Source organism: Microbacterium aureliae (assembly GCF_054780155.1).
Genome location: NZ_BAAGWW010000002.1, coordinates 1,040,536 through 1,061,313, shown reverse-complemented (window position 1 = coordinate 1,061,313; position 20,778 = coordinate 1,040,536). Strand labels below are relative to the sequence as shown.

18 protein-coding genes are annotated in these 20,778 nt (G+C 71.0%); 7 read left to right on the top strand and 11 right to left on the bottom strand.

Translation table 11 applies throughout. From position 1 onward, the window contains the following. Positions 1-4 precede the first annotated feature (4 nt). Both glf and ACYVF4_RS10985 read right to left on the bottom strand, forming a co-directional pair. On the bottom strand, positions 5-1,147 hold the full coding sequence (gene glf, locus ACYVF4_RS10990; protein WP_460722603.1) for a UDP-galactopyranose mutase: 1,143 nt from the start codon (positions 1,145-1,147) through the stop codon (positions 5-7). Further along, positions 1,144-2,205 carry a glycosyltransferase family 2 protein gene (locus ACYVF4_RS10985; protein WP_460722601.1) on the bottom strand — a complete coding sequence of 354 codons (1,062 nt, stop codon included), beginning with the start codon at positions 2,203-2,205 and terminating at the stop codon, positions 1,144-1,146. Before ACYVF4_RS10985 ends, glf begins: the two co-directional genes overlap by 4 nt. A gap of 240 nt (positions 2,206-2,445) precedes the next feature. On the opposite strand from ACYVF4_RS10985, the gene ACYVF4_RS10980 reads away from it, so the two are divergent. After that, positions 2,446-4,290, top strand: a complete 1,845-nt coding sequence (locus tag ACYVF4_RS10980; RefSeq protein ID WP_460722599.1) for a hypothetical protein — start codon at positions 2,446-2,448, stop codon at positions 4,288-4,290. Positions 4,291-4,304: 14 nt separating this feature from the next. On the opposite strand, the gene ACYVF4_RS10975 is transcribed toward ACYVF4_RS10980, so the two are convergent. The 3 genes from ACYVF4_RS10975 to ACYVF4_RS10965 are packed head-to-tail and all read right to left on the bottom strand — an operon-like array spanning position 4,305 to position 8,474. Then, positions 4,305-5,051, bottom strand: a complete 747-nt coding sequence (locus tag ACYVF4_RS10975) for an ABC transporter ATP-binding protein (RefSeq protein WP_460722597.1) — start codon at positions 5,049-5,051, stop codon at positions 4,305-4,307. Then, complete coding sequence (locus ACYVF4_RS10970; RefSeq protein WP_460722595.1) at positions 5,048-5,956, bottom strand: ABC transporter permease; 909 nt, start codon at positions 5,954-5,956, stop codon at positions 5,048-5,050. The genes ACYVF4_RS10975 and ACYVF4_RS10970 overlap by 4 nt, the downstream gene beginning before the upstream one ends. Before the next feature lie 52 nt (positions 5,957-6,008). Beyond that, on the bottom strand, positions 6,009-8,474 hold the full coding sequence (locus ACYVF4_RS10965) for an SH3 domain-containing protein (RefSeq protein WP_460722593.1): 2,466 nt from the start codon (positions 8,472-8,474) through the stop codon (positions 6,009-6,011). A gap of 144 nt (positions 8,475-8,618) precedes the next feature. Here ACYVF4_RS10965 and rfbA point away from each other — a divergent pair, with 144 nt between their 5' ends. Genes rfbA through ACYVF4_RS10950 form a run of 3 tightly spaced genes read left to right on the top strand, consistent with a single transcriptional unit; the run spans position 8,619 to position 11,908 of the window. Further along, positions 8,619-9,488: a glucose-1-phosphate thymidylyltransferase RfbA gene (gene rfbA / locus ACYVF4_RS10960; RefSeq protein WP_460722591.1), complete on the top strand. Its 870-nt coding sequence runs from the start codon at positions 8,619-8,621 to the stop codon at positions 9,486-9,488. Beyond that, positions 9,485-10,486, top strand: coding sequence for a dTDP-glucose 4,6-dehydratase (rfbB, locus tag ACYVF4_RS10955; protein WP_460722589.1), 1,002 nt, complete (start codon positions 9,485-9,487; stop codon positions 10,484-10,486). Before rfbA ends, rfbB begins: the two co-directional genes overlap by 4 nt. 3 nt (positions 10,487-10,489) lie before the next feature. Next, a complete protein-coding gene (locus tag ACYVF4_RS10950) occupies positions 10,490-11,908 on the top strand; it encodes a sugar nucleotide-binding protein (protein ID WP_460722587.1) in 1,419 nt (472 codons plus the stop codon). A 15-nt stretch (positions 11,909-11,923) separates the two neighbouring features. On the opposite strand, the gene ACYVF4_RS10945 is transcribed toward ACYVF4_RS10950, so the two are convergent. Genes ACYVF4_RS10945 through purE form a run of 3 tightly spaced genes read right to left on the bottom strand, consistent with a single transcriptional unit; the run spans position 11,924 to position 14,963 of the window. Then, entirely contained in the window at positions 11,924-13,048 is a 1,125-nt protein-coding gene (locus ACYVF4_RS10945; protein WP_460722585.1) for a glycosyltransferase, read from the bottom strand. Continuing rightward, a complete protein-coding gene (locus ACYVF4_RS10940) occupies positions 13,045-14,499 on the bottom strand; it encodes an LCP family protein (protein ID WP_460722583.1) in 1,455 nt (484 codons plus the stop codon). Before ACYVF4_RS10940 ends, ACYVF4_RS10945 begins: the two co-directional genes overlap by 4 nt. After that, entirely contained in the window at positions 14,496-14,963 is a 468-nt protein-coding gene (gene purE, locus ACYVF4_RS10935; RefSeq protein ID WP_460723128.1) for a 5-(carboxyamino)imidazole ribonucleotide mutase, read from the bottom strand. Before purE ends, ACYVF4_RS10940 begins: the two co-directional genes overlap by 4 nt. Before the next feature lie 112 nt (positions 14,964-15,075). Here purE and ACYVF4_RS10930 point away from each other — a divergent pair, with 112 nt between their 5' ends. Continuing rightward, entirely contained in the window at positions 15,076-15,912 is an 837-nt protein-coding gene (locus ACYVF4_RS10930) for a nitroreductase family protein (RefSeq protein WP_460722581.1), read from the top strand. 57 nt (positions 15,913-15,969) lie between these two features. Here ACYVF4_RS10930 and ACYVF4_RS10925 read toward each other — a convergent pair whose 3' ends face one another. The 3 genes from ACYVF4_RS10925 to ACYVF4_RS10915 all read right to left on the bottom strand — a co-directional run bounded on the left by ACYVF4_RS10925 (position 15,970) and on the right by ACYVF4_RS10915 (position 18,602). After that, the gene (locus ACYVF4_RS10925) at positions 15,970-17,106 is read right to left on the bottom strand and encodes a 5-(carboxyamino)imidazole ribonucleotide synthase (protein ID WP_460722579.1); all 1,137 of its coding nucleotides are present in this window, start codon (positions 17,104-17,106) and stop codon (positions 15,970-15,972) included. A 51-nt stretch (positions 17,107-17,157) separates the two neighbouring features. Beyond that, positions 17,158-17,712, bottom strand: coding sequence for a PH domain-containing protein (locus ACYVF4_RS10920; RefSeq protein WP_460722576.1), 555 nt, complete (start codon positions 17,710-17,712; stop codon positions 17,158-17,160). Positions 17,713-17,804: 92 nt separating this feature from the next. Beyond that, a complete protein-coding gene (locus ACYVF4_RS10915; protein WP_460722574.1) occupies positions 17,805-18,602 on the bottom strand; it encodes a biotin--[acetyl-CoA-carboxylase] ligase in 798 nt (265 codons plus the stop codon). Between the two features lie 123 nt (positions 18,603-18,725). Between ACYVF4_RS10915 and ACYVF4_RS10910 the strand changes: the two genes are divergently transcribed. Both ACYVF4_RS10910 and ACYVF4_RS10905 read left to right on the top strand, forming a co-directional pair. Further along, a complete protein-coding gene (locus tag ACYVF4_RS10910; RefSeq protein WP_460722572.1) occupies positions 18,726-20,315 on the top strand; it encodes an acyl-CoA carboxylase subunit beta in 1,590 nt (529 codons plus the stop codon). Continuing rightward, entirely contained in the window at positions 20,312-20,542 is a 231-nt protein-coding gene (locus ACYVF4_RS10905; RefSeq protein WP_460722570.1) for an acyl-CoA carboxylase subunit epsilon, read from the top strand. Before ACYVF4_RS10910 ends, ACYVF4_RS10905 begins: the two co-directional genes overlap by 4 nt. Positions 20,543-20,778: the final 236 nt, after the last annotated feature.

Genomic DNA, 20,778 nt, shown 5'->3' with positions numbered 1-20,778 from the left:
GCCCTCAGGCCAGGTGGTTGTTCCACATCGACAGCGCCGCCCCGATCGCCATGTGCATGTCGAGGTACTGGTAGGTTCCGAGACGCCCGCCGAAGTGCACGTCCTTCTCGCCCTTCGCCAGCTCGCGGTAGGTCAGCAGACCGGCACGGTCCTCCGGCGTGTTCACCGGGTAGTAGGGCTCGTCAGCGCGGCCGGCGAACCGGGAGTACTCCCGCATGATCACCGTGCGGTCGGCGGGGTAGGACTCCGCCCGCTCCGGGTGGAAGTGCTTGAACTCGTGGATCCGCGTGTACGGCACCGATGCGTCGGCGTAGTTCATCACCGACGTGCCCTGGAAGTCGCCGACGTCGAGGACCTCCTCCTCGAAGTCCAGCGTGCGCCAGCTCAGGGCGCCCTCGGTGTAGTCGAAGTAGCGGTCGACGGGACCGGTGTAGACGACCGGCAGCTGTCCGACCGTGGCCTGCTTGTTGAGCGGCTGCGCGGTGTCGAAGTAGTCGGTGTCGAGCCGGACCTCGATGTTCGGGTGATCGGCCATCCGCTCGAGCCAGGCCGTGTAGCCGTCGGTGGGAAGCCCCTCCCACGTGTCGTTGAAGTACCGGTTGTCGTAGGTGTAGCGCACCGGCAGGCGGCTGATGACCTCGGCGGGCAGCTCCCGCGGGTCGGTCTGCCACTGCTTGGCGGTGTAGTCACGGATGAAGGCCTCGTACAGCGGGCGCCCGATGAGCGCGATGCCCTTCTCTTCGAGGTTGGCCGCGCTCTTGGCGTCGAACTCTCCGGCCTGCTCCAGGACGAGGGCCTTCGCCTCATCGGGGGTGTAGGCGGCCTGGAAGAACTGATTGATCGTGCCGAGGTTGATCGGCAGCGGATAGACCACGCCCTTGTGGTTGGTGTAGACGCGGTGGACGTAGTCGGTGAACGTCGTGAACCGGTTCACGTACTCCCACACGGTCGGGTTGGATGTGTGGAAGAGATGCGCCCCGTATCGGTGCACCTCGATCCCGGTCTGCGGCTCGTTCTCGCTGTACGCGTTCCCGCCGAGGTGGGACCGACGGTCGATGACCGTCACCTTGCGACCGGCCGCGGCGGCCCGTTCGGCGATGGTCAGGCCGAAGAAGCCGGAGCCGACGACGAGGAGGTCGGTGTTCATTGGGGTCCAATCTGCGGGCCGGAGTCACGGGTCGAGAGGTGCCGGGGCATGGCCACCGGCATGGAGGGGTGGTGCGTCGCGTCGGCGACGCCCACGCGGTTGGGGTCGAGCGTCCGCTCGGGGGCGTACTGCAGGAGCTTGATGCGCTCGAGGGCGTCCTCCATGAGCGTGCGGTTGGTGCGGAGCATGTCCGATATCACCAGGAGCGCGAAGCTCAGCAGCGCGCCCACGAGCAGGGCGCTTCCCAGGATGAGCGACTGGATGTGGTCCCCGGCGGCGCCGATCCACGTGAGCACCAGGAACCGGACGAACGGGATCGCCGCACCGACGAAGAACAGCACAGCCAGCGAGAGGAAGACCACGTGCGGCTTGAACATCACGTAGCTGCGCATGATCGCCTGACCGGAGCGCCCCATGTGCTGGAAGATGTTCTTGAACAGCCGGGACTCCCGCGTCTTCGGGTTGGTCTTGATCGGCATGCTCGCGATCCGCAGGCGCTTGTTCCCCGCCTGGATGATCGTCTCCATGCAGTAGCTGAACTGGGTCACGACGTTCAGGCGCACCAGGCTCTCGCGCGAGTAGGCGCGGAAGCCGCTGGCGGCGTCGGGGAGGTCGGTCTCGGCGGCGAAGTTGACGACGTGGGAGCCGATGCCCTGCATCAGCTTCTTGAACGGCGAGAAGTGCTCGATCGTCTTGGTCTGGCGGTCGCCGATCACGATGTCCGCCTCGCCGGCCACGATGGGCTGCACGAGGTCCGCGATGCGCTCCTGCGGATACTGGTTGTCGCCGTCGGTGTTCACGACGATGTCCGCGCCATGCTGCATCGCATAGTCGACACCGTCCCGGAACGATCGGGCCAGACCCATGTTGCGCGTGTGGAAGACGAAGTGCTCGACGCCGAGCGAGCGGGCGATCTCGACGGTGTCGTCGGTCGATCCGTCATCGACGACGAGGATGTGGATCTCGTCGATCCCGGGGATCTCTTTGGGGATCGTGGCGAGGACCGACGGCAGGGTCTGCTCCTCGTTGAGGCACGGGATCTGGACGAACAGGCGCATACGGGGAACGGTCCTTCAGGTCGAGTGGGCAGAAGTCGGCGCGAGCGCACCTGTGTCTGCCGCTGGACATTGTATCGACGGCCCCCTGAACGACTGCTTCACGGCGCGCGACCGCTCGGGCCGCGGCCGGGGCGCGACGCCGCCGCCTCTCAGACGGCACCGGCTACACTGGCCCGCGCACCGGTCGACTGCCCGAGGCCGTCCGACTTCCCCCGCCCCGCGTTCATGAGGACCTCTCCCGTGTCGATCGCCGATGTAACGATCCCGACCACGCTCCGCCGACGGAGCGAGCCCGCCCGTCCGGCCGCCGCCGCGTCCGGAACCTGGTGGCGCGTGCTCGCCGTGGCCGTCGTGGTGGCCGCCATCGGCCTGCACGTCTTCTCGGCGTGGGACGCCAACGCGCCGCGCACCCCGTGGGACGAGAACCACGTCCTGCAGATGGCGCGCTGGATCTCGGGCGATCACAACGTCACGCCGCTGTCGGGTGCGGGCTACTACCCCGGCTGGTCGTTCATGATGGCCCCGATCTGGTGGTTCACACATGACGCGGCCACCGTGTACGCCGCGGCCATCGCGCTCGGCAACGTCGTGGCGATCGCGACGATCGTGCCGCTGGCGCTGACGGCACGCCGGCTGAGGCTCGGCTGGGCGCAGGCGGTCACCGTGGCGGGCCTCGTCATGTGCCTGCCCGCACGCATCGTCAACGCCGACTATGTCCTGGCCGAGAAGCCGCTCATGTTCTTCCTGGCCTGGGCGCTGTTCGCCGCGGTCGCACTGTGGCTGCGCCCGACCTGGTGGCGGATGACGCTCTTCGCCCTCGCCGTGGTCGCCGCGTATTTCGTGCACGCCCGCGCGCTGACCATCGTCATCGTGGCGGCCGTCTGGCTGCTGCTGTTCCTCCGCCGCCGGTGGGTTCTCGTGCCGCTCGGCCTCGCGGTGCTGGCCGGCGGATCCTTCGCCGTTCGCGAGATCTCGTCGGCGATCCATCAGCACGTGCTGCTCACCGGCTTCTCGCAGGGCAGCAGCGTGCTGAAGAAGCTTCTGGCGGCCCCGCCCAGCGACATCGTGAAGGTCTTCGTCACCCAGATGTGGGCGCAGTTCGTCGGCACGGCGGGGCTGATGGCGATCGGCCTGGTCGTGCTGGCCGTGTGGGTCTGGCGGGAGCTGCGGCGCGCGCACGTCGGTGTCGGCGGATTCCTCCTGGGAGTCACCCTGTCCACCATCGCGATGAGCGTGGTCTCGTGGGCCGGATCACCGGACCTCGCCCCCACCGAGGGCGCCCGCTTCGACGCCTCGATCTACACCCGCTACATCGACCCGGTCGCGGCGCTCATCAGCCTCGTGGCGCTGGTCGCGATCGTGCGCGTGCTCGGCCGGAGCGTCGTCATGGTCGCGCTCGTCGTCTCGGCGGCCGCGTCCGCCCTCGTGGTGCTGTGGATCGCCCCCACCGTGCCGACATGGGGGAACCTCAACGGTCCGGCCAACTCGGCGGCGATCCTCAGCTGGGACCGCTTCTTCCCGACCGGGTCGCCGTATCCCGTGCCGCTCGTGCCGTGGTTCACCAACCCGAACAAGTGGTGGCTGCTGGCGTCGGTCTTCCTGATCGCCGCGCTCATCGGCTGCCTGCTGCTGCGCGCCCGGCCGCATGTGCTCGTGGCGGTGGGCGCGGTGGTCATGATGCCGCTGTCGATCGCGGCGAACCAGACGCAGTTCCGCGACTATCCCGACGACATCTCGGCGGCGGTCGAGCAGGTGGAGGAGGTCACGGGCGAACAGGCGGCGCTCGACTTCCACCGCGACTGCCGGGACTCGTCCCTCTCCATCCATCAGGCCGTGAACTGGGTTCCTTACTGGCTCTCGCCCCGCGAAGTCGAGCTGGTCAGCCTGAAGAGGGGCGAGACCTTCGATTCCGAGCTCGTGGTGGCGTGCGGATGGTGGCCGGAGGCCGCCGACTTCGGGGCCCTCCCCGTGGATGCCGGCGACGACTACGGATATCGCCTGTGGGTCCTGCCCGGTGGAGTGCAGCAGGAGCTCGCCGACGAGGGGCTCCTGCTCACGCGCGAAGAGGTCGGCGCCGGGAACTGACCGCTCGCCGCGGATCAGGCTGCGTTCATCGCCTCGATGGCGTCTTCGACGCCGCCGTCGAAGACGAGCTGGCCCTTGCGGATGACGATGGCGCGGTTGCAGAGCTCACGCACCATCTCCATGTCGTGGCTGACGATGACGAGGGTCTTGCCCCCGTCGATAAGCTCGTCGAACTTCGCCCGGCACTTGGCGCGGAAGGGCGCATCGCCGACCGACAAGATCTCGTCCACGAGCAGCACATCGACGTCGACGTGGATCGCGACCGAGAACGCCAGTCGCATGAACATGCCCGACGAATAGTGCTTGACCTCCTGGTCGATGAAGTCCTCGATCTCGCTGAACGCGACGATCTCGTCGTAGCGCGCCTCGATCTCCTTCTGCTGCATCCCCAGGATGGCCGCATTCAGGTAGACGTTCTCGCGACCCGACAGCTCGGGGTGGAAGCCCGCCCCCACCTCGATGAGTCCGGCGACGCGACCGCGCGTGAGGATCTCCCCCGCGTCGGGCTTCATCACGCCGGACAGCAGCTTCAGCAGCGTGGACTTGCCAGAGCCGTTGTAGCCGAGGATGGCGACCGATTCGCCCTCGTTGATGACCACGTCCAGTCCGCGCAGCGCGTGGAAGGGGGTGGCGATGCGCCGTCGGCGCACCCAGCTGACCACGGTGTCCTTGAACGAGTGGGCGTGGTTGAGCAGGAAGGTCTTGCGGACCCCGTCGACGATGATGCTGGGCCGCGCTGCGGCGGGGATCATTTCGCTCATAGATCCTGGGCGAACCTTCCTTCGAGGCGGCGGAAGACGAGCTGACCGAGCGCGATGACGACTACCGAGATCAGCAGCGCCCACACCGTGCCCAACGCGAGATCCGAGGGCAGGGACAACGACTGCGCCTGCATCTGCTCGAGCGTCACCGGCTGCCAGAAGGCGTAGTGGAAAAGCTCCACGGCCTGCGTGACGGGATTGAGCAGGTACAGCTCGATGAGCCACGGGGTGTCCGCGAAGGCGTCCCGCACCATCGTCCAGAAGTAGAGGACGGGCGACGCCCACGTCACCAGCATCAGCAGCAGCTCGACGATGTTCTCCGCGTCGCGGAAGCGGACGTTGAGGGCGCCGAACAGCAGCCCGGCACCGAAGGCGAAGAGCATGAGGATGAGGATGCCGGCGAGCGCCGCCCCGATGCCGAGCAGCGAGATGTGACCCAGCCACCCGAGGAACACGCAGACGATCATCAGCAGCGCCAGCTGGGGCAGGAAGTGGATGAAGGCGACGAACACGGCCGAGACCGCGAACAATTGCCGCGGCAGGTACACCTTGCGAACGAGCGGAGCGTTCCCGACGATCGAGGTGGTCGCGTTCTTGAAGGCCTCCGAGAAGAGGTTGATCCCGATGATCCCCGAGAACAGGTACACCGCGTAGTTCGGGATGCCGCGCTCGAGCTGCAGGAAGACGCCCATCACGAGCCAGAACACCACGAACTGCGCGGCGGGGCGCACATAGGACCACGTCCAGCCCAGCGCCGAGTTGCGGTAGCGGGTGGTCACGCCGGTGCGCACCAGGAGACGCAGGAGGTAGCGCCAGCGCACGACGTCCAGAAGCCCCCTGCTGGTACCGGGAACGCTGAAGTCCGAACGCGGCACATCCGCAAAGAGGTCTCGCTTGATCGCCACGATCTGCAATCCTAGGCGAGCGCCGCTGGGCGCATGCCTCGCGTGCGGCCCGTCACTTCAGATAGTCGCCGTGCACCCACCCGCGCCGCGTCCCCGCGGTCACCTCCCGCCACGATCCCGACGCCGCGACGATGACGACCGTCGTCCCGGCGGCGAGCGTGCCCAGCGACGTCGCGGTGGTGCTGGGGGACGTCCGCAGGTTGACCGAGGCGGTCGTCGTCGTGCGGACGTGTGCGATGTCCTTCATGGGGACCCAGAGCTCGCCCCCTTCCGTGCGCAGCAGGCGCCACGCCCCGTCGGCCGAGGCGCCGATCGCCGGGGCGATCACGCCCGCCTTGAGCGCTACGGCCTCGTCGGCGCAGAGCGCATGGGGCGCCTTCCGCCCGGTCGTGGCGACCTTGACGATGTAGGTCCAGGTGGCGGACGTCACGCCGGTCGGCGGGAGACATGCCTTGTCCGCTGACGTGGCCTGACGCAAGTCCGTCACCGGCACCCACAGATCGCCCGCCCCGGTGCGCAGCAGGCGCCATTTCAGGTCGTCGCTGGCGCCGACCGCCGTCGCCATGGTTCCCGCCGGCAGCGCAGCGGAGCCCGCATCGCACGTGGCGCTCGGAACGGCGCGTCCCGTCGTCGCCGCCGACGTGACGAAGGTCCACGAGGCCGGGCGGGTCGACAGGGGAACCGCGCACGCGATGTCCTGCGCGGTGGCCTGGCGCAGGTCCGCCAGCGGCAGCCATTTCTCGGCGCCGCCGATGGAGAGCTTGCGCCACGACCCGTCCGCAGAAGTGGCCACGGCGCTGCCGACCGCACCCGCGGGCACGGGGGTCGCACCTGTCTCGCACGCGCCGTCAGGAGCGGTGCGCGACGTGGTCGCGACGGCGGTGACGTACGTCCAGGACGCGGGCGCGGTCCCGCTCGGCGAGGCGCACGCCGCTTCGGCGGACGTCGACCGCCGCAGGTCGGCGACCTTCGCCCACAGCCTGCCACGCTCGGTGTCGAGCAGACGCCACAGGCCGTCGGCCGAGGTGCCGCTCGCACGGGCGGCGATGCCGGCGCCCAGCGGCACCGCGCCCGCGGTGCAGGCTTCGGACGGGGCGGCACGGCCGGTCGTGGGGACGGTGACGGTGTAGGTCCACGACGCGGGCCCCACGCCTGCAGGAGTGGTGCACGCCGCCTCGCCCGTGGTCGCGCGACGAATGTCTGTGAGCGGCACCCAGAGGTCGCCGTCAGCCGTGCGCAGCTGGCGCCATTGACCATCGGACGACGTCGCGACGGCGGTCGCGACCGTCCCGACGGTCAGCGGTGCGCCCGTCCCGCAGTCGGCGTCCGGCGCCGCGCGGCCGGTCGTGGCCGCGATGACGGTGTACGTCCACGACGCCGCGGAGATGCCGCCCGGGTACGCGCACGGCGCCTCTGCCGACGTCGCCTGCCGCAGGGACTCCCGCGGCACCCAGCGGTCCCCCGACGACGTGCGGATCTTCCGCCACGAGTCGTCGGCGGTCGTCGCCAGGGCCTTGGCGACGGTGCCCGAGGACAGGGTCACGGCACCCGTGGCGCACTCCGAGTGGGGCGCGGTCCGCGCCGTCGTGTCGGCGAGCGTCACATAGGTCCAGGACGCGGGGCTCGTCGACGCCGGCGCCGCGCACGGCGAGCTTGCCTGGGTCGATCCGAACCAGTCGGTGAAGTAGTTGAAGAAGTTGCGGTTGCCGTAGGCCGAGCAGCCGTCACCGCTGCCGTAGCCGGCTCGCAGCGCTGCCGCGTTCGGCTGGTACGGCGTGTAGTAGTAGAGGTTCGCCGTCGCCTGGTTCTCGACGTACACCGGCGACGTGCCGCACCCGTGGTTGGGGTTGTACAGGATGTTCCACGTCTTGCCCGGGGCGTACCACGTGAAGAACTGACTCGTGCCGGCGGGGTTGGCATAGCGCTTGAACTGCCAGGCCGCGCCGTAGACCTGGTTGAAGAACCCGTAGTAGCGGGTGTCGCACGCGGCGGTGTCCGGGCACCCCTGGCCCATCGCGATGGTGTACCGCCATTCGCTCGGCCACGTGTGGGTGACGAGCCCCTGCTCCTTCTGCAGGGTGACCAGGATCACCTGCGGGTTGATCCCGCAGGCCTGGGCGACTTTGAGGATGATGCGCGACGCCCGCTCGCGCACCCCGCCGCTGTAGGCCCCGCACATGGCGTCGGCCGTGGTGCTGCGCGAGGTGTCGTACCAGTCCTTGAGGCACGTGTACCCCGACTGGCAGCTGGGGACCTTGGCCTCGAGGAAGGCCTGGATCTGCGCCTCCGACATCGTGCCGCGGTTGAAGAACACCGAGTTGCTGACGATGTTGCCGGCTTTGAATCCCGACAGGTCCGCCGTCTTCACCGGTTCCTGGGCGACCGTCGCGGGCGCTGAGGCCGCGACGTCGGCCTGCCGCGGAACCGGCTCGACGGCCTGCGCGCCGGACCCGCCCAGCAGCGAGACGATGACCGCCACCGCGGTGATCGCTGCAGCGAAGGACGATCTCGCCGTCACTGGACCACTCGCTTCTCGATGGCATTCACGTGACCAGTGTGACTGATGGGGCATGAGTAATACAACAACCCGCGACCGGCACGTCCGCGACACGCTGTCGATCGCCGATTAGCGACGGTCCGGTGCGAATGCGAGGATGACGGCATGCGGGGGATCATTCTGGCCGGCGGCTCCGGCACGCGCTTGCACCCGATCACCCTCGGAGTGTCCAAGCAACTCGTCCCGGTGTACGACAAGCCGATGGTCTACTACCCGCTGTCAACGCTCATGCTGGCGGGCATCGACGAGATCCTCGTCGTGACCACCCCCCACGATCTGCCGTTCTTCGAGAGGCTTCTCGGGGACGGCTCCCAGTTCGGGGTGTCGATCTCGTTCGCCGTGCAGCCGTCGCCCGACGGCCTGGCGCAGGCCTTCACGATCGGCGCGGACTTCATCGGCTCGGATGCGGTGGCGCTCGTCCTCGGCGACAACCTGCTGTACGGGCCCGGGCTCGGCACGCAGCTGGCCCGCCACCGCGACATCGACGGCGGGGCGATCTTCGCGTACTGGGTCGCGGACCCCTCCGCATACGGCGTGGTCGAGTTCGACGCCGCCGGAAGGGCGGTGTCGCTGGAAGAGAAGCCCACCTCGCCGAAGAGCAACTTCGCCGTCCCCGGACTGTACTTCTACGACAACGACGTCGTGTCGATCGCGGGCGGCCTGAGCCCGTCCGCCCGAGGGGAATACGAGATCACCGACGTGAACCGCGCGTACCTCGAGGCCGGCAAGCTCCAGGTGGAGGTGCTGCCGCGAGGCACGGCATGGCTGGACACCGGCACCTTCGATCAGATGACGGATGCCGCCGAGTACGTCCGCACGATCCAGCGCCGCACGGGCATGTCCATCGGCGTCCCCGAAGAGGTCGCCTGGCGCCAGGGGTTCCTGTCGGACGACGAGCTGCGCACGCGCGCCGAAAAGCTGCTGAAGTCGGGCTACGGCCGCTACCTGCTGAGCCTGCTGGAGCAGGGGCGATGACGCGCCGGCTGCTCGTCACCGGCGGCGCGGGCTTCATCGGTTCGAACTTCGTCCATCACGTCATCGAGCACACCGACGACCACGTGACGGTCCTGGACAAGCTGACGTACGCCGGCAACCGCGCGTCGCTGGCCGGCCTGCCCGAGGACCGGCTTCGCTTCGTGCAGGGCGACATCTGCGACGCGCCCCTCGTGGACCGGCTGTTCGCCGAGGTCGACGCCGTGGTCCACTACGCCGCGGAGTCCCACAACGACAACTCCCTGCACGACCCGCGACCGTTCCTGGACACCAACATCGTCGGCACCTACACGCTGCTCGAGGCCGCGCGCCGGCACGAGCGACGGCTGCATCACGTCTCGACGGACGAGGTCTACGGGGATCTCGAACTGGACGACCCGGCGCGCTTCACCGAGACGACCCCCTACAACCCCTCCTCGCCCTACTCCTCCACCAAGGCCGGATCGGACCTGCTCGTGCGGGCGTGGGTCCGCTCGTTCGGCGTCCAGGCGACGATCAGCAACTGCTCCAACAACTACGGCCCCTACCAGCACGTCGAGAAGTTCATCCCTCGACAGATCACGAACGTCCTGCGCGGCATCCGGCCGAAGCTCTACGGCACGGGCCACAACGTCCGCGACTGGATCCACGCCGACGACCACTCCTCGGCGGTGCTGCGCATCCTCGAGGGCGGGCGCGTAGGCGAGACCTATCTGATCGGCGCCGACGGCGAGAAGGACAACCGCAGCGTCGTCGAGGCCATCCTGACGTCGATGGGTCAGCCGGCCGACGCCTACGACCTGGTCGCCGATCGCGCCGGGCACGACCTGCGCTACGCCATCGACTCGTCGAAGCTGCGTGCCGAGCTCGGCTGGATGCCGCGCTTCGCCGACTTCGAGACCGGACTGGCATCGACGATCCGCTGGTACCGCGACAACGAGGCATGGTGGGCCGGCGCGAAGGACGGCGTCGAGGCGTTCTACGCGGCGCGGGGGCAGTGACCGGTGGACATCGACTTCTCCAAGCCGCTCTCCCGCGCCGAGACCCCCATCCCCGGCCTGACCGTATGGGAGCTCCCGGTCCACGGTGATTCGCGAGGGTGGTTCAAAGAGAACTGGCAGCGCGAGAAGATGACGACCGCGGGCCTGCCCGACTTCGGGCCGGTGCAGAACAACATCTCGTTCAACGATGCCGCCGGCACCACGCGAGGCATCCACGCGGAGCCGTGGGACAAGTGGGTGTCCGTGGCGACGGGGCGGATCTTCGGCGCATGGGTCGATCTGCGCGAGGGGCCCACCTTCGGGGCGGTCCACACCGCCGAGCTGGACCCGTCGCGCGCGGTCTTCGTCCCGCGCGGCGTCGGCAACGCCTACCAGACGCTCGACCCCGACACCGCCTACGTCTATCTGGTCAACGACCACTGGTCGGCCGACGCGGAGTACACCTTCCTGCACCCGGCCGACGAGACCGTCGCCATCGGCTGGCCGATACCGCTGGCCGACGCCGAGCTGTCGGCCAAGGACCTGGCCCACCCCCGCCTGGCGGAGGTCGCACCGGTGCCGCCGCGGAAGACCCTCGTCGTCGGCGCCGACGGTCAGCTGGGCCGGGCGCTGCGCGCGGCATGGGGCCCCGCCGGGCACGTGGAGTACGCCGGCCGTGCCGAGCTGGACCTCACCGACCCGGGCCTCGACGGCGCCCGACGATGGCGGGACTACGACACCATCGTCAACGCCGCGGCCTACACGGCCGTCGATGCGGCCGAGACGGCGGAAGGGCGCACGCGCGCCTGGGCGGTCAACGCCACCGCGGCGACCCGGCTCGCCCGCATCGCCGCAGAGAACGGGCTCACCCTCGTCCACGTGTCGAGCGACTACGTCTTCGACGGGACCCGTGCCGGGGCCTACCTCGAGGACGATCCCGTGGCTCCGCTCGGTGTCTACGGTCAGACGAAGGCCGCCGGCGACGGCGCCGTCGGCGGGGTCCCCCGCCACTACATCGTGCGCACCAGCTGGGTCATCGGCGACGGCGCGAACTTCGTGCGCACGATGACCGCGCTGGCCGAGCGCGGCGTGGACCCGGCCGTCGTCGCCGACCAGGTGGGGCGCCTCACCTTCGCCGAAGACCTCGCCGCCGGCATCCGCCACCTGCTGGACGCGCGGGCGCCGTACGGCACCTACAACGTCACGTGCAGCGGCCCGCCGGCCTCGTGGGCGCAGATCGCGGCCCGGGTGTTCTCGCTCACCGGGCACGACCCCGGACGCGTCCGGCCCACGACCACCGCAGAGTACTTCGCCGGCGCGGCGACGCCCGTCGCTCCCCGGCCGGCCAACAGCGTGCTGGATCTCGCCAAGGTGACCGCGACCGGATTCACGCCGCGCGACGCCGACGAGGCGCTCGCGGCGTACCTGAACGCCCCGCGGTAGCCTTCCGCGACGCCGTCACAGGTTGGCGTGCAGCTCCCAGACGCGCTCGGCGGCGCTGCGCCACGAGAACACGCGCCCGCGGTCGGCGGCGAGCACGCCCAGGCGCTCGGCGGCGGCCGCCGAGGCCAGCCCCTCGGCGAGCGCCGCGCCGATGCCCTCACCCAGGATGACGGCATCCGTCCCCGGCACGAGGACGCCGCCGTCCACGACGACCTCGGAGTGCGTCGGCGACGCCGAGGCGATGACGGGGACGCCGAGGCTGAGGGCCTCGACCACCCGCCAGGGGAAGGCGGCGCGGCGGGACGGCGCGACGAAGGCGACGGCGGCGCCGAGCACCGCCGCGCGGTCGTGCGGGTCCAGCGAGCCGCGCGCGTGCACCCGTCGCTCCGGCACGCCGGCGGCCTCGGCGAGCTCGGCGACCGCCGGCTCCCGCCCCTCGGCGACGTCGATGACGACGACGGGAAGATCGATCCCGGATGCCGCGACCCCGGCCAGCGCCGCGGCGACGCCGTCCGTGCCGGTCGGTCCGGCGCTCAGCAGAACGAACCCCTCGGGGAGCCCGAGGTCGCGCCGGCGCCCCACCTCGTCCGACGGGACGGCGAATCCCGCCGGGGCGGCGCCGGCGATCACCCGCACGCGGTCGCCGAGCTTCGCGACGGCCGCCAGGCGCTCGGCCAGCGCGTAGGTGGGGACGACGACGGCGTCGGCGTGCCTGGCGGCCCGCTTGAGCATTGCCCGGTGCCAGGCTGCGCTCGCGCGCGGCAGCTCGTCGGGCGCCTCCCACGGGCGCGGGTCCCACACCGTCACGACGGTCTGGTCGTTGTCGTGCACCCGGTCGTGGCGGACCAGCGGCGCGAAGAGGGTCGGCGAGTGGATCATGCCGCCGCCGATCCCCGTGGCGACCCCGAGCTGCAGCGCGGTGGCGAGTTCGCGACGGGCGAGCGCCGTGCGGCGCACGCCGGCGAGGCCCGGCACGCTGCCGAGGTCGCCGGTCCCGCCGGCCGGAGCGATCGCCTCGACCTCGCAGCCCTCGGGCGCTCCCGTCACCAGCGCCCGCGCGAGCTCGCGCGAGGCCTCTGCCAGGAAGGGATCGACCGGCGCGGCGACCTGATCGAGCATCACCCGCAGCGTCGCGGTCATGGCGCCGGCGTCTCGGTGGGAGTCGGCGGGTGGAGGGCCTGGCGCACCAGGTCGCGCACGTACGCGTAGTCGGTGTCGCCCTCTTCCACGCCGTTCTCGGGGGTGAGCTCGATCGTCGTGACGGGCTGCTCCTTGGCGTCGACGGCGAGGTCGGCCAGATACGGGATGAGCGAGGACGGCAGATCGGTCTCGACGAGGTCGGTGCCGGCGGCGGCGATGTCCTGGAAGCGGGTGAGCACCGTCTGCGGCGTGAACTGCGCCAGGATCGCCTGCTGCAGCGCGCGCTGTCGCTTCATGCGGTCGAAGTCGCTGGTGGTGTACCGCGAGCGGGCGTACCACTGGGCGGTGTCGCCGTCCATGCGCTGCGTGCCCGGTTCGATCCAGCCGGTCGCCCACTCCTCGGCAGGCTGCCCGTCGTAGGAGGGACCGCCACCTTCAGGCAGACGCTCCTCGACGGTGATCTCGACACCGCCCAGCGCATCCACGAGGGCGGCGAAGCCGTGCATGTCGATGAAGACGTAATACGGGATCTCGATGCCGAGGATCCCGGCGGCGGCGTCCTTGGTCGCCTCGACCCCGGGCGAGGAGCCCTGGGCGGCGGCATCGGGGTACAGCGCCTCGCCGTCGCGGCAGACCTCGACCTCGGTGCGCAGCTGGTTGATGCCGCTCCCCCACCCGCACGTCGCGTCGGCGAACCCCTCGTGGACGTCGGGGTACAGCTCCTTCATGGGACCTTCGGCGAACGGGAAGCCGCCCATGTCACGCGGGATGCCGGTGATGGTGGTCGCGCCGGTGTCGGCGTTGACCGAGACCACCGAGATGCTGTCGAAGCGCATCGAGTCGCGGCCCTCGCCGCTGTCGGCGCCGAGGAGCAGGATGTTGTAGTAGCCGTCGGAGGGGGGCACGGCCGGGCCGCTGGCGCCGAAGATCGCGCCCAGCGTGTCGCGGGTCGTGCCGGCAGCCACCGCCGCGTACGCCGCCGACCCCGCCGAGACGACGAGCAGGACCACACCGAGCAGCGCGATGCCGAAGCGGGCGAGGGGGCCGGTGCGCACGAGCCGCACCAGGCGCAGGGTGTCGATCGTGAGCACGACCCACAGGAGGGCGTACCCCACGAGCAGGATCTGCGCCGCTGTGAGGACGAACCAGTTGGTCCCGAGCAGGAACGCCGCGGGGCGCCACAGCAGCGCGACGAGGACGGCTACCGCCGCCGCCGTCCACAGCGCCAGGGTGGCTCCGAGACCGAACCTGCCGAGCCGCCGGTTGCCGGCGAGGACCTGCGCGGACCCCGGGACGAGGAAGTTGAGGACGACCAGCCACCAGCCGCGGCGGGTCATGTGGGCCGCGGACCGCGAGTCGGGATAGCGGATCGGGTAGGGATTGACCACCGACGCCGCCGAGGCGGGCGCCGCGCGCCCCGCGTCCCGCCGCGGCGGGCTGGCGATGCTCACAGGGAGTCCTTCAGCCGCCGGTTCTTCTCCTCGACCTGCGCCTCGAGCGTGCGGGCGTACTCCTCGATGCGGTCGCCGACCTCGGCGTCGGCGCTGCCGAGGATGCGCGCGGCGAGCAGCCCGGCGTTCTTCGCGCCGTTGATGGAGACCGTGGCGACGGGGATGCCCGCGGGCATCTGCACGATGCTCAGCAGGGAGTCCATGCCGTCGAGCGTGGCCAGCTGGACCGGCACGCCGACGACCGGCAGGGCCGTGAGCGAGGCCAGCATGCCCGGCAGATGAGCGGCGCCGCCTGCGCCGGCGATGATGACCCGGATGCCGCGGCCCCGGGCCGCACGCCCGTAGCGCATCAGCTTCTCGGGCGTGCGATGCGCCGAGACGACCTCGACCTCGTGGGGGATGCCGAAGTCGGTGAGGACCTGGGAGGCGTCGCTCATGACGCGCCAGTCCGAGTCGGAGCCCATCACGACCCCGACGAGGGGTGCCTGAGAGGAGTGCAGCGGCGTGGTCACCCGTCAAGGCTAGGGCGAGTCGCTGGGCAAACCCCGCAACGGCACGGATCGTAGGCTGTCGATCATGCCCTCCCCCGACCCGTCGGACCTCGACGACCTGTTGAGCGCGCGATTCGGCGACGCCGCGCCCGCGCTGACCGATCCCGCGCTGCGCGGCAACCCGACGCTCGCGGTGCTCCTCTCTCACCGGTCCGTCCGCAGATTCGCGCCGGAGCCGGTCGGCGACGAGATCGTGCAGGCGCTCGTGGCCGCCGCCCAGTCCGCGGCCTCGTCGTCGAACAACCAGGTGTGGAGCGTCGTCGAGGTCCGCGACGCCCCCCAGCGCCGGCGACTCGTCGACGAGGCGGGGGCGAGCGCCTTCGCCGCCGACGCGCCCGTCATCCTGCTGTTCGTCGCCGACTGGGCGCGGGCGTCCCGCATCGCCGCCTGGCGAGAAGAGGGTGACGTCGCCGTGGACTACCTCGAGTCGACGCTGGTGGGGTTCGTGGATGCCGCGCTCGCGGCGCAGAACGCGGTCATCGCCGCCGAGAGCCTGGGCCTCGGGACCTGCTACCTGGGGTCCCTGCGCAACCGTCCCGAGGTCGCCGCAGGAATCGCCGGGCTGCCCGAACGCGCCGTCGTCGCCTTCGGCGTCGCGCTCGGCCGGCCCCACCCCGACGACGCGGCGGGCATCAAACCGCGGCTGGCGCCGTCCGTCGTGCACGGCCGCGAGCGGTACCGTCCGGTCGAGCCCGCCGACGTCGAGGCTTACGAGGAGCGGCTCGCCCGGTACAACGCCGGGCAGGGCCGCGTCTCGCCGTGGGCGCGCGCGATCGTCGCGCGCGTCCGCGACATCCGCGGGCTGCACGGGCGGGAGGACATGCGCGCGTGGCTCGAGCGCCGGGGCCTGCCGTCGCGGTGAACCGCGCGGTGCTCCGTCGGTGAAGGTCCTGTCCGCGCAGACCCCGTCCGCGAGGATTCAGTCCGCGAAGAAGTCCGCGGCCGCCCGCGCCTGGTAGACGACCTCGTCGAGGTCGTCGCCGGCGACGTTGACGTGCCCCACCTTGCGGCCCGGCCGGGGGGCCTTGCCGTACGTGTGGATCTTCGCGACGGGGTGCTCCGCCATCGCCGCGGCGAAGCGCTCGTCCAGCCCGCCGGACTGCGGTCCGCCGAGGATGTTCACCATCGCGGACCAGCGGTGCCGCGGTGCGGCATCGCCCAGGGGCAGGTCCAGCACCGCGCGCAGGTGCTGCTCGAACTGGCCGGTGACCGCACCATCCTGCGACCAATGGCCGCTGTTGTGCGGGCGCATCGCGAGCTCGTTGACGAGGATGCGGTCGTCGGTCGTCTCGAAGAGCTCGACGGCGAGCATGCCGGTCACGCCGAGACCCTCGGCGATGGCGACGCCGACGCCGGCGGCGACCTCGGCCAGCCGCTCGTGGGCGTGCGGGGCCGGGGCCACCACTTCGGCGCACACCCCGTCCCGCTGGACGGTCTCGACGACGGGGTAGACGACGGTCTGGCCGGACGGCCGGCGGGCGACCTGCTGGGCGAGCTCCCGCGTGAAGTCCACGAGCTCCTCGGCCAGCAGCGCACCGCCGCGGCCGTCCTCGGCGAGCGCGGCGAACCAGTCGTCGGCCCCGTGGGCGTCCGCGACGACGCGCACGCCCTTGCCGTCGTAGCCGCCGCGAGGCGTCTTGACCACCGCACGGCCGCCGTTGTCCTCGAGGAACCGGCCGAGCTCGGCGGCGGTGCTCACCGCCGCCCATTCCGGCTGAGGCATGCCGAGCTCGGCGAGCCGGGCGCGCATGCGCAGCTTGTCCTGAGCGAACTGCAGCGCGTCCGGTCCCGGGTGCACCGCGACGCCGTCCTCGACGAGGGCGCGCAGCACCTCCTGGGGCACGTGCTCGTGGTCGAAGGTCACGACATCCACGTCGCGGGCGAACGCGCGCACCGTCGCGGCGTCGCGGTAGTCCCCCACCGATGTCGCCGCCAGCGCCGCCGCCATGCCCTCGTCCTCGGCGAGCACGCGGATCTCGACACCCAGCTCGACCGCCGGCGCGATCATCATGCGCGCCAGCTGTCCGCCGCCGACCACTCCCACTCGCAGCGTCATGCCGCTCCCTTCGACGGTTCCATCTTCGCGCACCCGACCGGCGCGCGCAGGTCAGGCTGTTCCGGGGCCGGGGGGAAGCGGCTGCGCGTCGCGGTGGGCGAGGATCTGGTTCACCTCGATCTGGTCGACCAGCGCCTCGTGCACCAGGGACACGCTGGGTACGTCGGCGAGGCGGAGGGGGGCGTCCATCCCGTCCGAGAGGAGCAGGGTTCCCGCACCCCACAGCCGCTGGATCGGCCCGCGCCGCACCTGGATGGTGTACCCGCGCACGTGGCTCAGCTCGCGGTGGCGTACGGCGACGACGCCGCGCCGCTCGATGACCCGCCGGGTGGTGATGGTGTACACGTGCGACAGCCAGGATGCGAAGGGCATCACGACCAGCAGCAGCACGATCGCGGCCGCCGCGGTCAGCAGCATCCAGTCCTCGAATCCCGCCGGCAGGTTGCCGAGCAAATAGCCCACCGCCCCGGCGACGGCGACCAGCACCAGCGCCGACCACATCAGCCGCCGCGCGTGCGGGCGGAAGCGGGCCACCCGGAGCTCCGGCGCGGGAGCGCCCGGAGCCGGCATGGACGGCCGGCCGCCGTACGGGGTCGGCTGGGTCATGGCTCCCATTGTGGCGCTCGGGGCCGACCCTCGGACCCCAACGCGCCCGGCGCGGTCGTTCTCGCCGCCGGCGGGGCCGACGACGGATGCGCTCAGCGCACGTGGACGACGTCGCCCGAGCTGACCGCGGTCTCGAGCCCGGCGCCGTCGCGCACGACCAGACGCCCCTCGCCGTCGATGCTCTCGGCGACCCCCGTGAGCGTCGACCCGTCGGGCAAGGCGACCGAGACGGCGCTGCCCACGGTGGCGCACAGCGCCTGGATCTCGGCGTGGACCCCGGTGGCCACGGCGTCGCCTCCGGTGCCGGTCAGCGCGGCGAGGTACTCGTCGAGGGCCGTGAGGTAGTCCGCGAGCAGCCGGTCGACATCGACGTCCAGCCCCGCCGCGGCGAACGACGTGGCGGTCTCGACGGGCAACTCGGCCGCGCTCATCGTCGTGTTGACCCCGGCGCCCACGACGACGAGATCTGGATCCGCCGGGCTCACCTCGGCGAGGATGCCGCACACCTTGCCGCCGTCCAGCAGCACGTCGTTCGGCCACTTCAGCCGCGCCGTGTGGGTCGTGCCGGGCAGCTGCTCCAGGACCGCGCGCGTCATGGCCGCCCCGGCCGCCAGCGGGATCCAGCCGCGCGCGGCGGTGGGCAGGCCGTCCACCCGCAGGACCACCGAGGCCGCCAGGGCCGTACCCGGTGGGGTCGTCCAGGCTCGGTCGAGGCGCCCGCGGCCCGCGCGCTGATCGTCGGTGACGAGCACCGACAGGTGCGGCCAGCCGGCGGGGTCGTCGATGAGGTGCCGGACGAGATCGGCGTTGGTCGAGTCGGTGTGCTCGACGACCTGGACGCGCGGGCTGACGGCGGCGGCCTGGGGGAATCCGTTTTCGGGGATGCTCACACGCCCCACCCTAGGACGCCACGCCGATCACCGGCCAGGGTGTGCCGGACGGACAGGGTCTGCCCGAGGGGCTTGTACGAACCCTCCAACCGTTGCGGGCGGCCGCTCGCTAGTGTGGAACGCGTGACCGAAGAGCTCGATCTGTCCACGACCGCCGGCAAGATCGCCGACCTGCGCGCACGCTTCCAAGAGGCGGTCGTCGACGCCGAGAAGACGGCGCAGGCCAAGCAGCACGCCAAGGGCAAGATGACCGCGCGCGAGCGCATCGAACTGCTCGTCGATCCGGGCAGCTTCGTCGAGCTGGACGAGTACGTCCGCCACCGGACCTCGGTGTTCGGCATGGACAAGTTGCGGCCGTACGGCGACTCGGTCGTCACCGGCGTCGGCACGATCCACGGCCGGACGACCGCCGTCTACGCGCAGGACTTCTCGACCTTCGGCGGGTCCCTCGGCGAGGTTGCCGGCGAGAAGATCATCAAGGTCATGGAGTTCGCGCTGCGCAGCGGCATCCCCATCGTCGGGATGCTGGACTCCGGCGGCGCGCGGATCCAGGAGGGCGTGGTGGCCCTGGGCAAGTACGGCGAGATCTTCCGGCTGAACACCGCCGCGTCCGGGGTCATCCCGCAGATCTCCCTCATTATGGGCCCCGCCGCCGGCGGCGCGGTGTACTCCCCCGCGCTGACGGACTTCGTGGTCATGGTCGACAAGACCAGCCAGATGTTCGTCACCGGCCCCGACGTCATCAAGACCGTGACCGGCGAGGACGTCGGCATGGAGGAGCTCGGCGGCGCGCACACGCACAACACCCGCTCGGGGGTCGCCCATTACCTCGCCGAGGACGAGGACGACGCGATCGACTACGTCCGGACGCTCCTGGGCTTCCTCCCCGACAACAACATGGCCGAGATCCCGGTGTACGAGACCGGGTTCGAGTTCGAGACGACGGATGCCGACCGCGCGCTCAACGCGATCATCCCCGACTCGCCGAACCAGCCGTACGACATCCACCAGGTGATCCGGCACATCGTCGACGCCGAGGACTTCCTCGAGGTCCAGCCGCTGTTCGCGCCCAACATCGTGATCGGCTTCGGCCGGATCGAGGGCCGCTCGGTGGGCATCATCGCCAACCAGCCGTCGCAGATGGCGGGCACCCTCAACATCGAGGCCGGCGAGAAGGCCAGCCGCTTCGTGCGCTTCTGCGACGCGTTCTCGATCCCGATCGTCACCCTCGTCGACGTCCCCGGCTACCTGCCGGGCACCGACCAGGAGTGGACCGGCGTCATCCGCCGCGGCGCGAAGCTGCTGTACGCCTACGCCGAGGCCACCGTGCCGCTGGTGACGGTGATCCTGCGCAAGGCCTACGGCGGCGCCTACATCGTCATGGGCTCCAAGCAGCTGGGCGCCGACATCAACCTGGCGTGGCCGACCGCCGAGATCGCGGTGATGGGCGGGCAGGGCGCCGTCAACATCCTCTACCGCGGCGAGATCAAGCGCGCCGAAGAAGCCGGCGAGGACGTCGCCGCCGTCCGCACGCGTCTGGCCAACGAGTACACCTACAACGTCGCCTCGCCGTTCCTCGCCGCCGAGCGCGGGGAGCTCGACGGCATCATCGAGCCCGCCGCCACGCGGGTGGCGATCGCCAAGGCGCTGCGCGCGCTGCGCGGCAAGCGCGCCAGCCTGCCGCCCAAGAAGCACGGGAACATCCCGCTGTGACGATCGCCGACCACACCCCCGAGGGCGACGTCACGATCGACGTCCGCCGCGGCTCGCCGACCGACGAGGAGCTCGCCGCGCTCATCGCCGTCGTGAGCGAGGCGTACGTCGACGAGGCCGAGCACGCCGTCGCCGCCGACGACCCGGTCCGCAGCGCGTGGCACGTCTCGGCGCGGGGCCTGCGCGCTCCGCTGCGCCGCGAGCTCGGCTGGGGCCGGTTCGGCTGACGCCCGGGGGCGGTGTCCCCCGAAATACCTACAGACGCTCCGGTCGCATACCGGAATACTGGTTCGTGCTGGAACGCTTTGCGTTCGGCTGACCTGCCCTCCTCTCGGACGGCACAGGTTCGGCCACTGCGGACGGTTTTCGGGTAGCCGTCCGCTCGGCGAGGGGCGGACGGCTTCGCCCGCCCCTCGCCCCATCCCACGTCGATCCCCGCCCCGGCATCCCTCCCCCGCCGAGA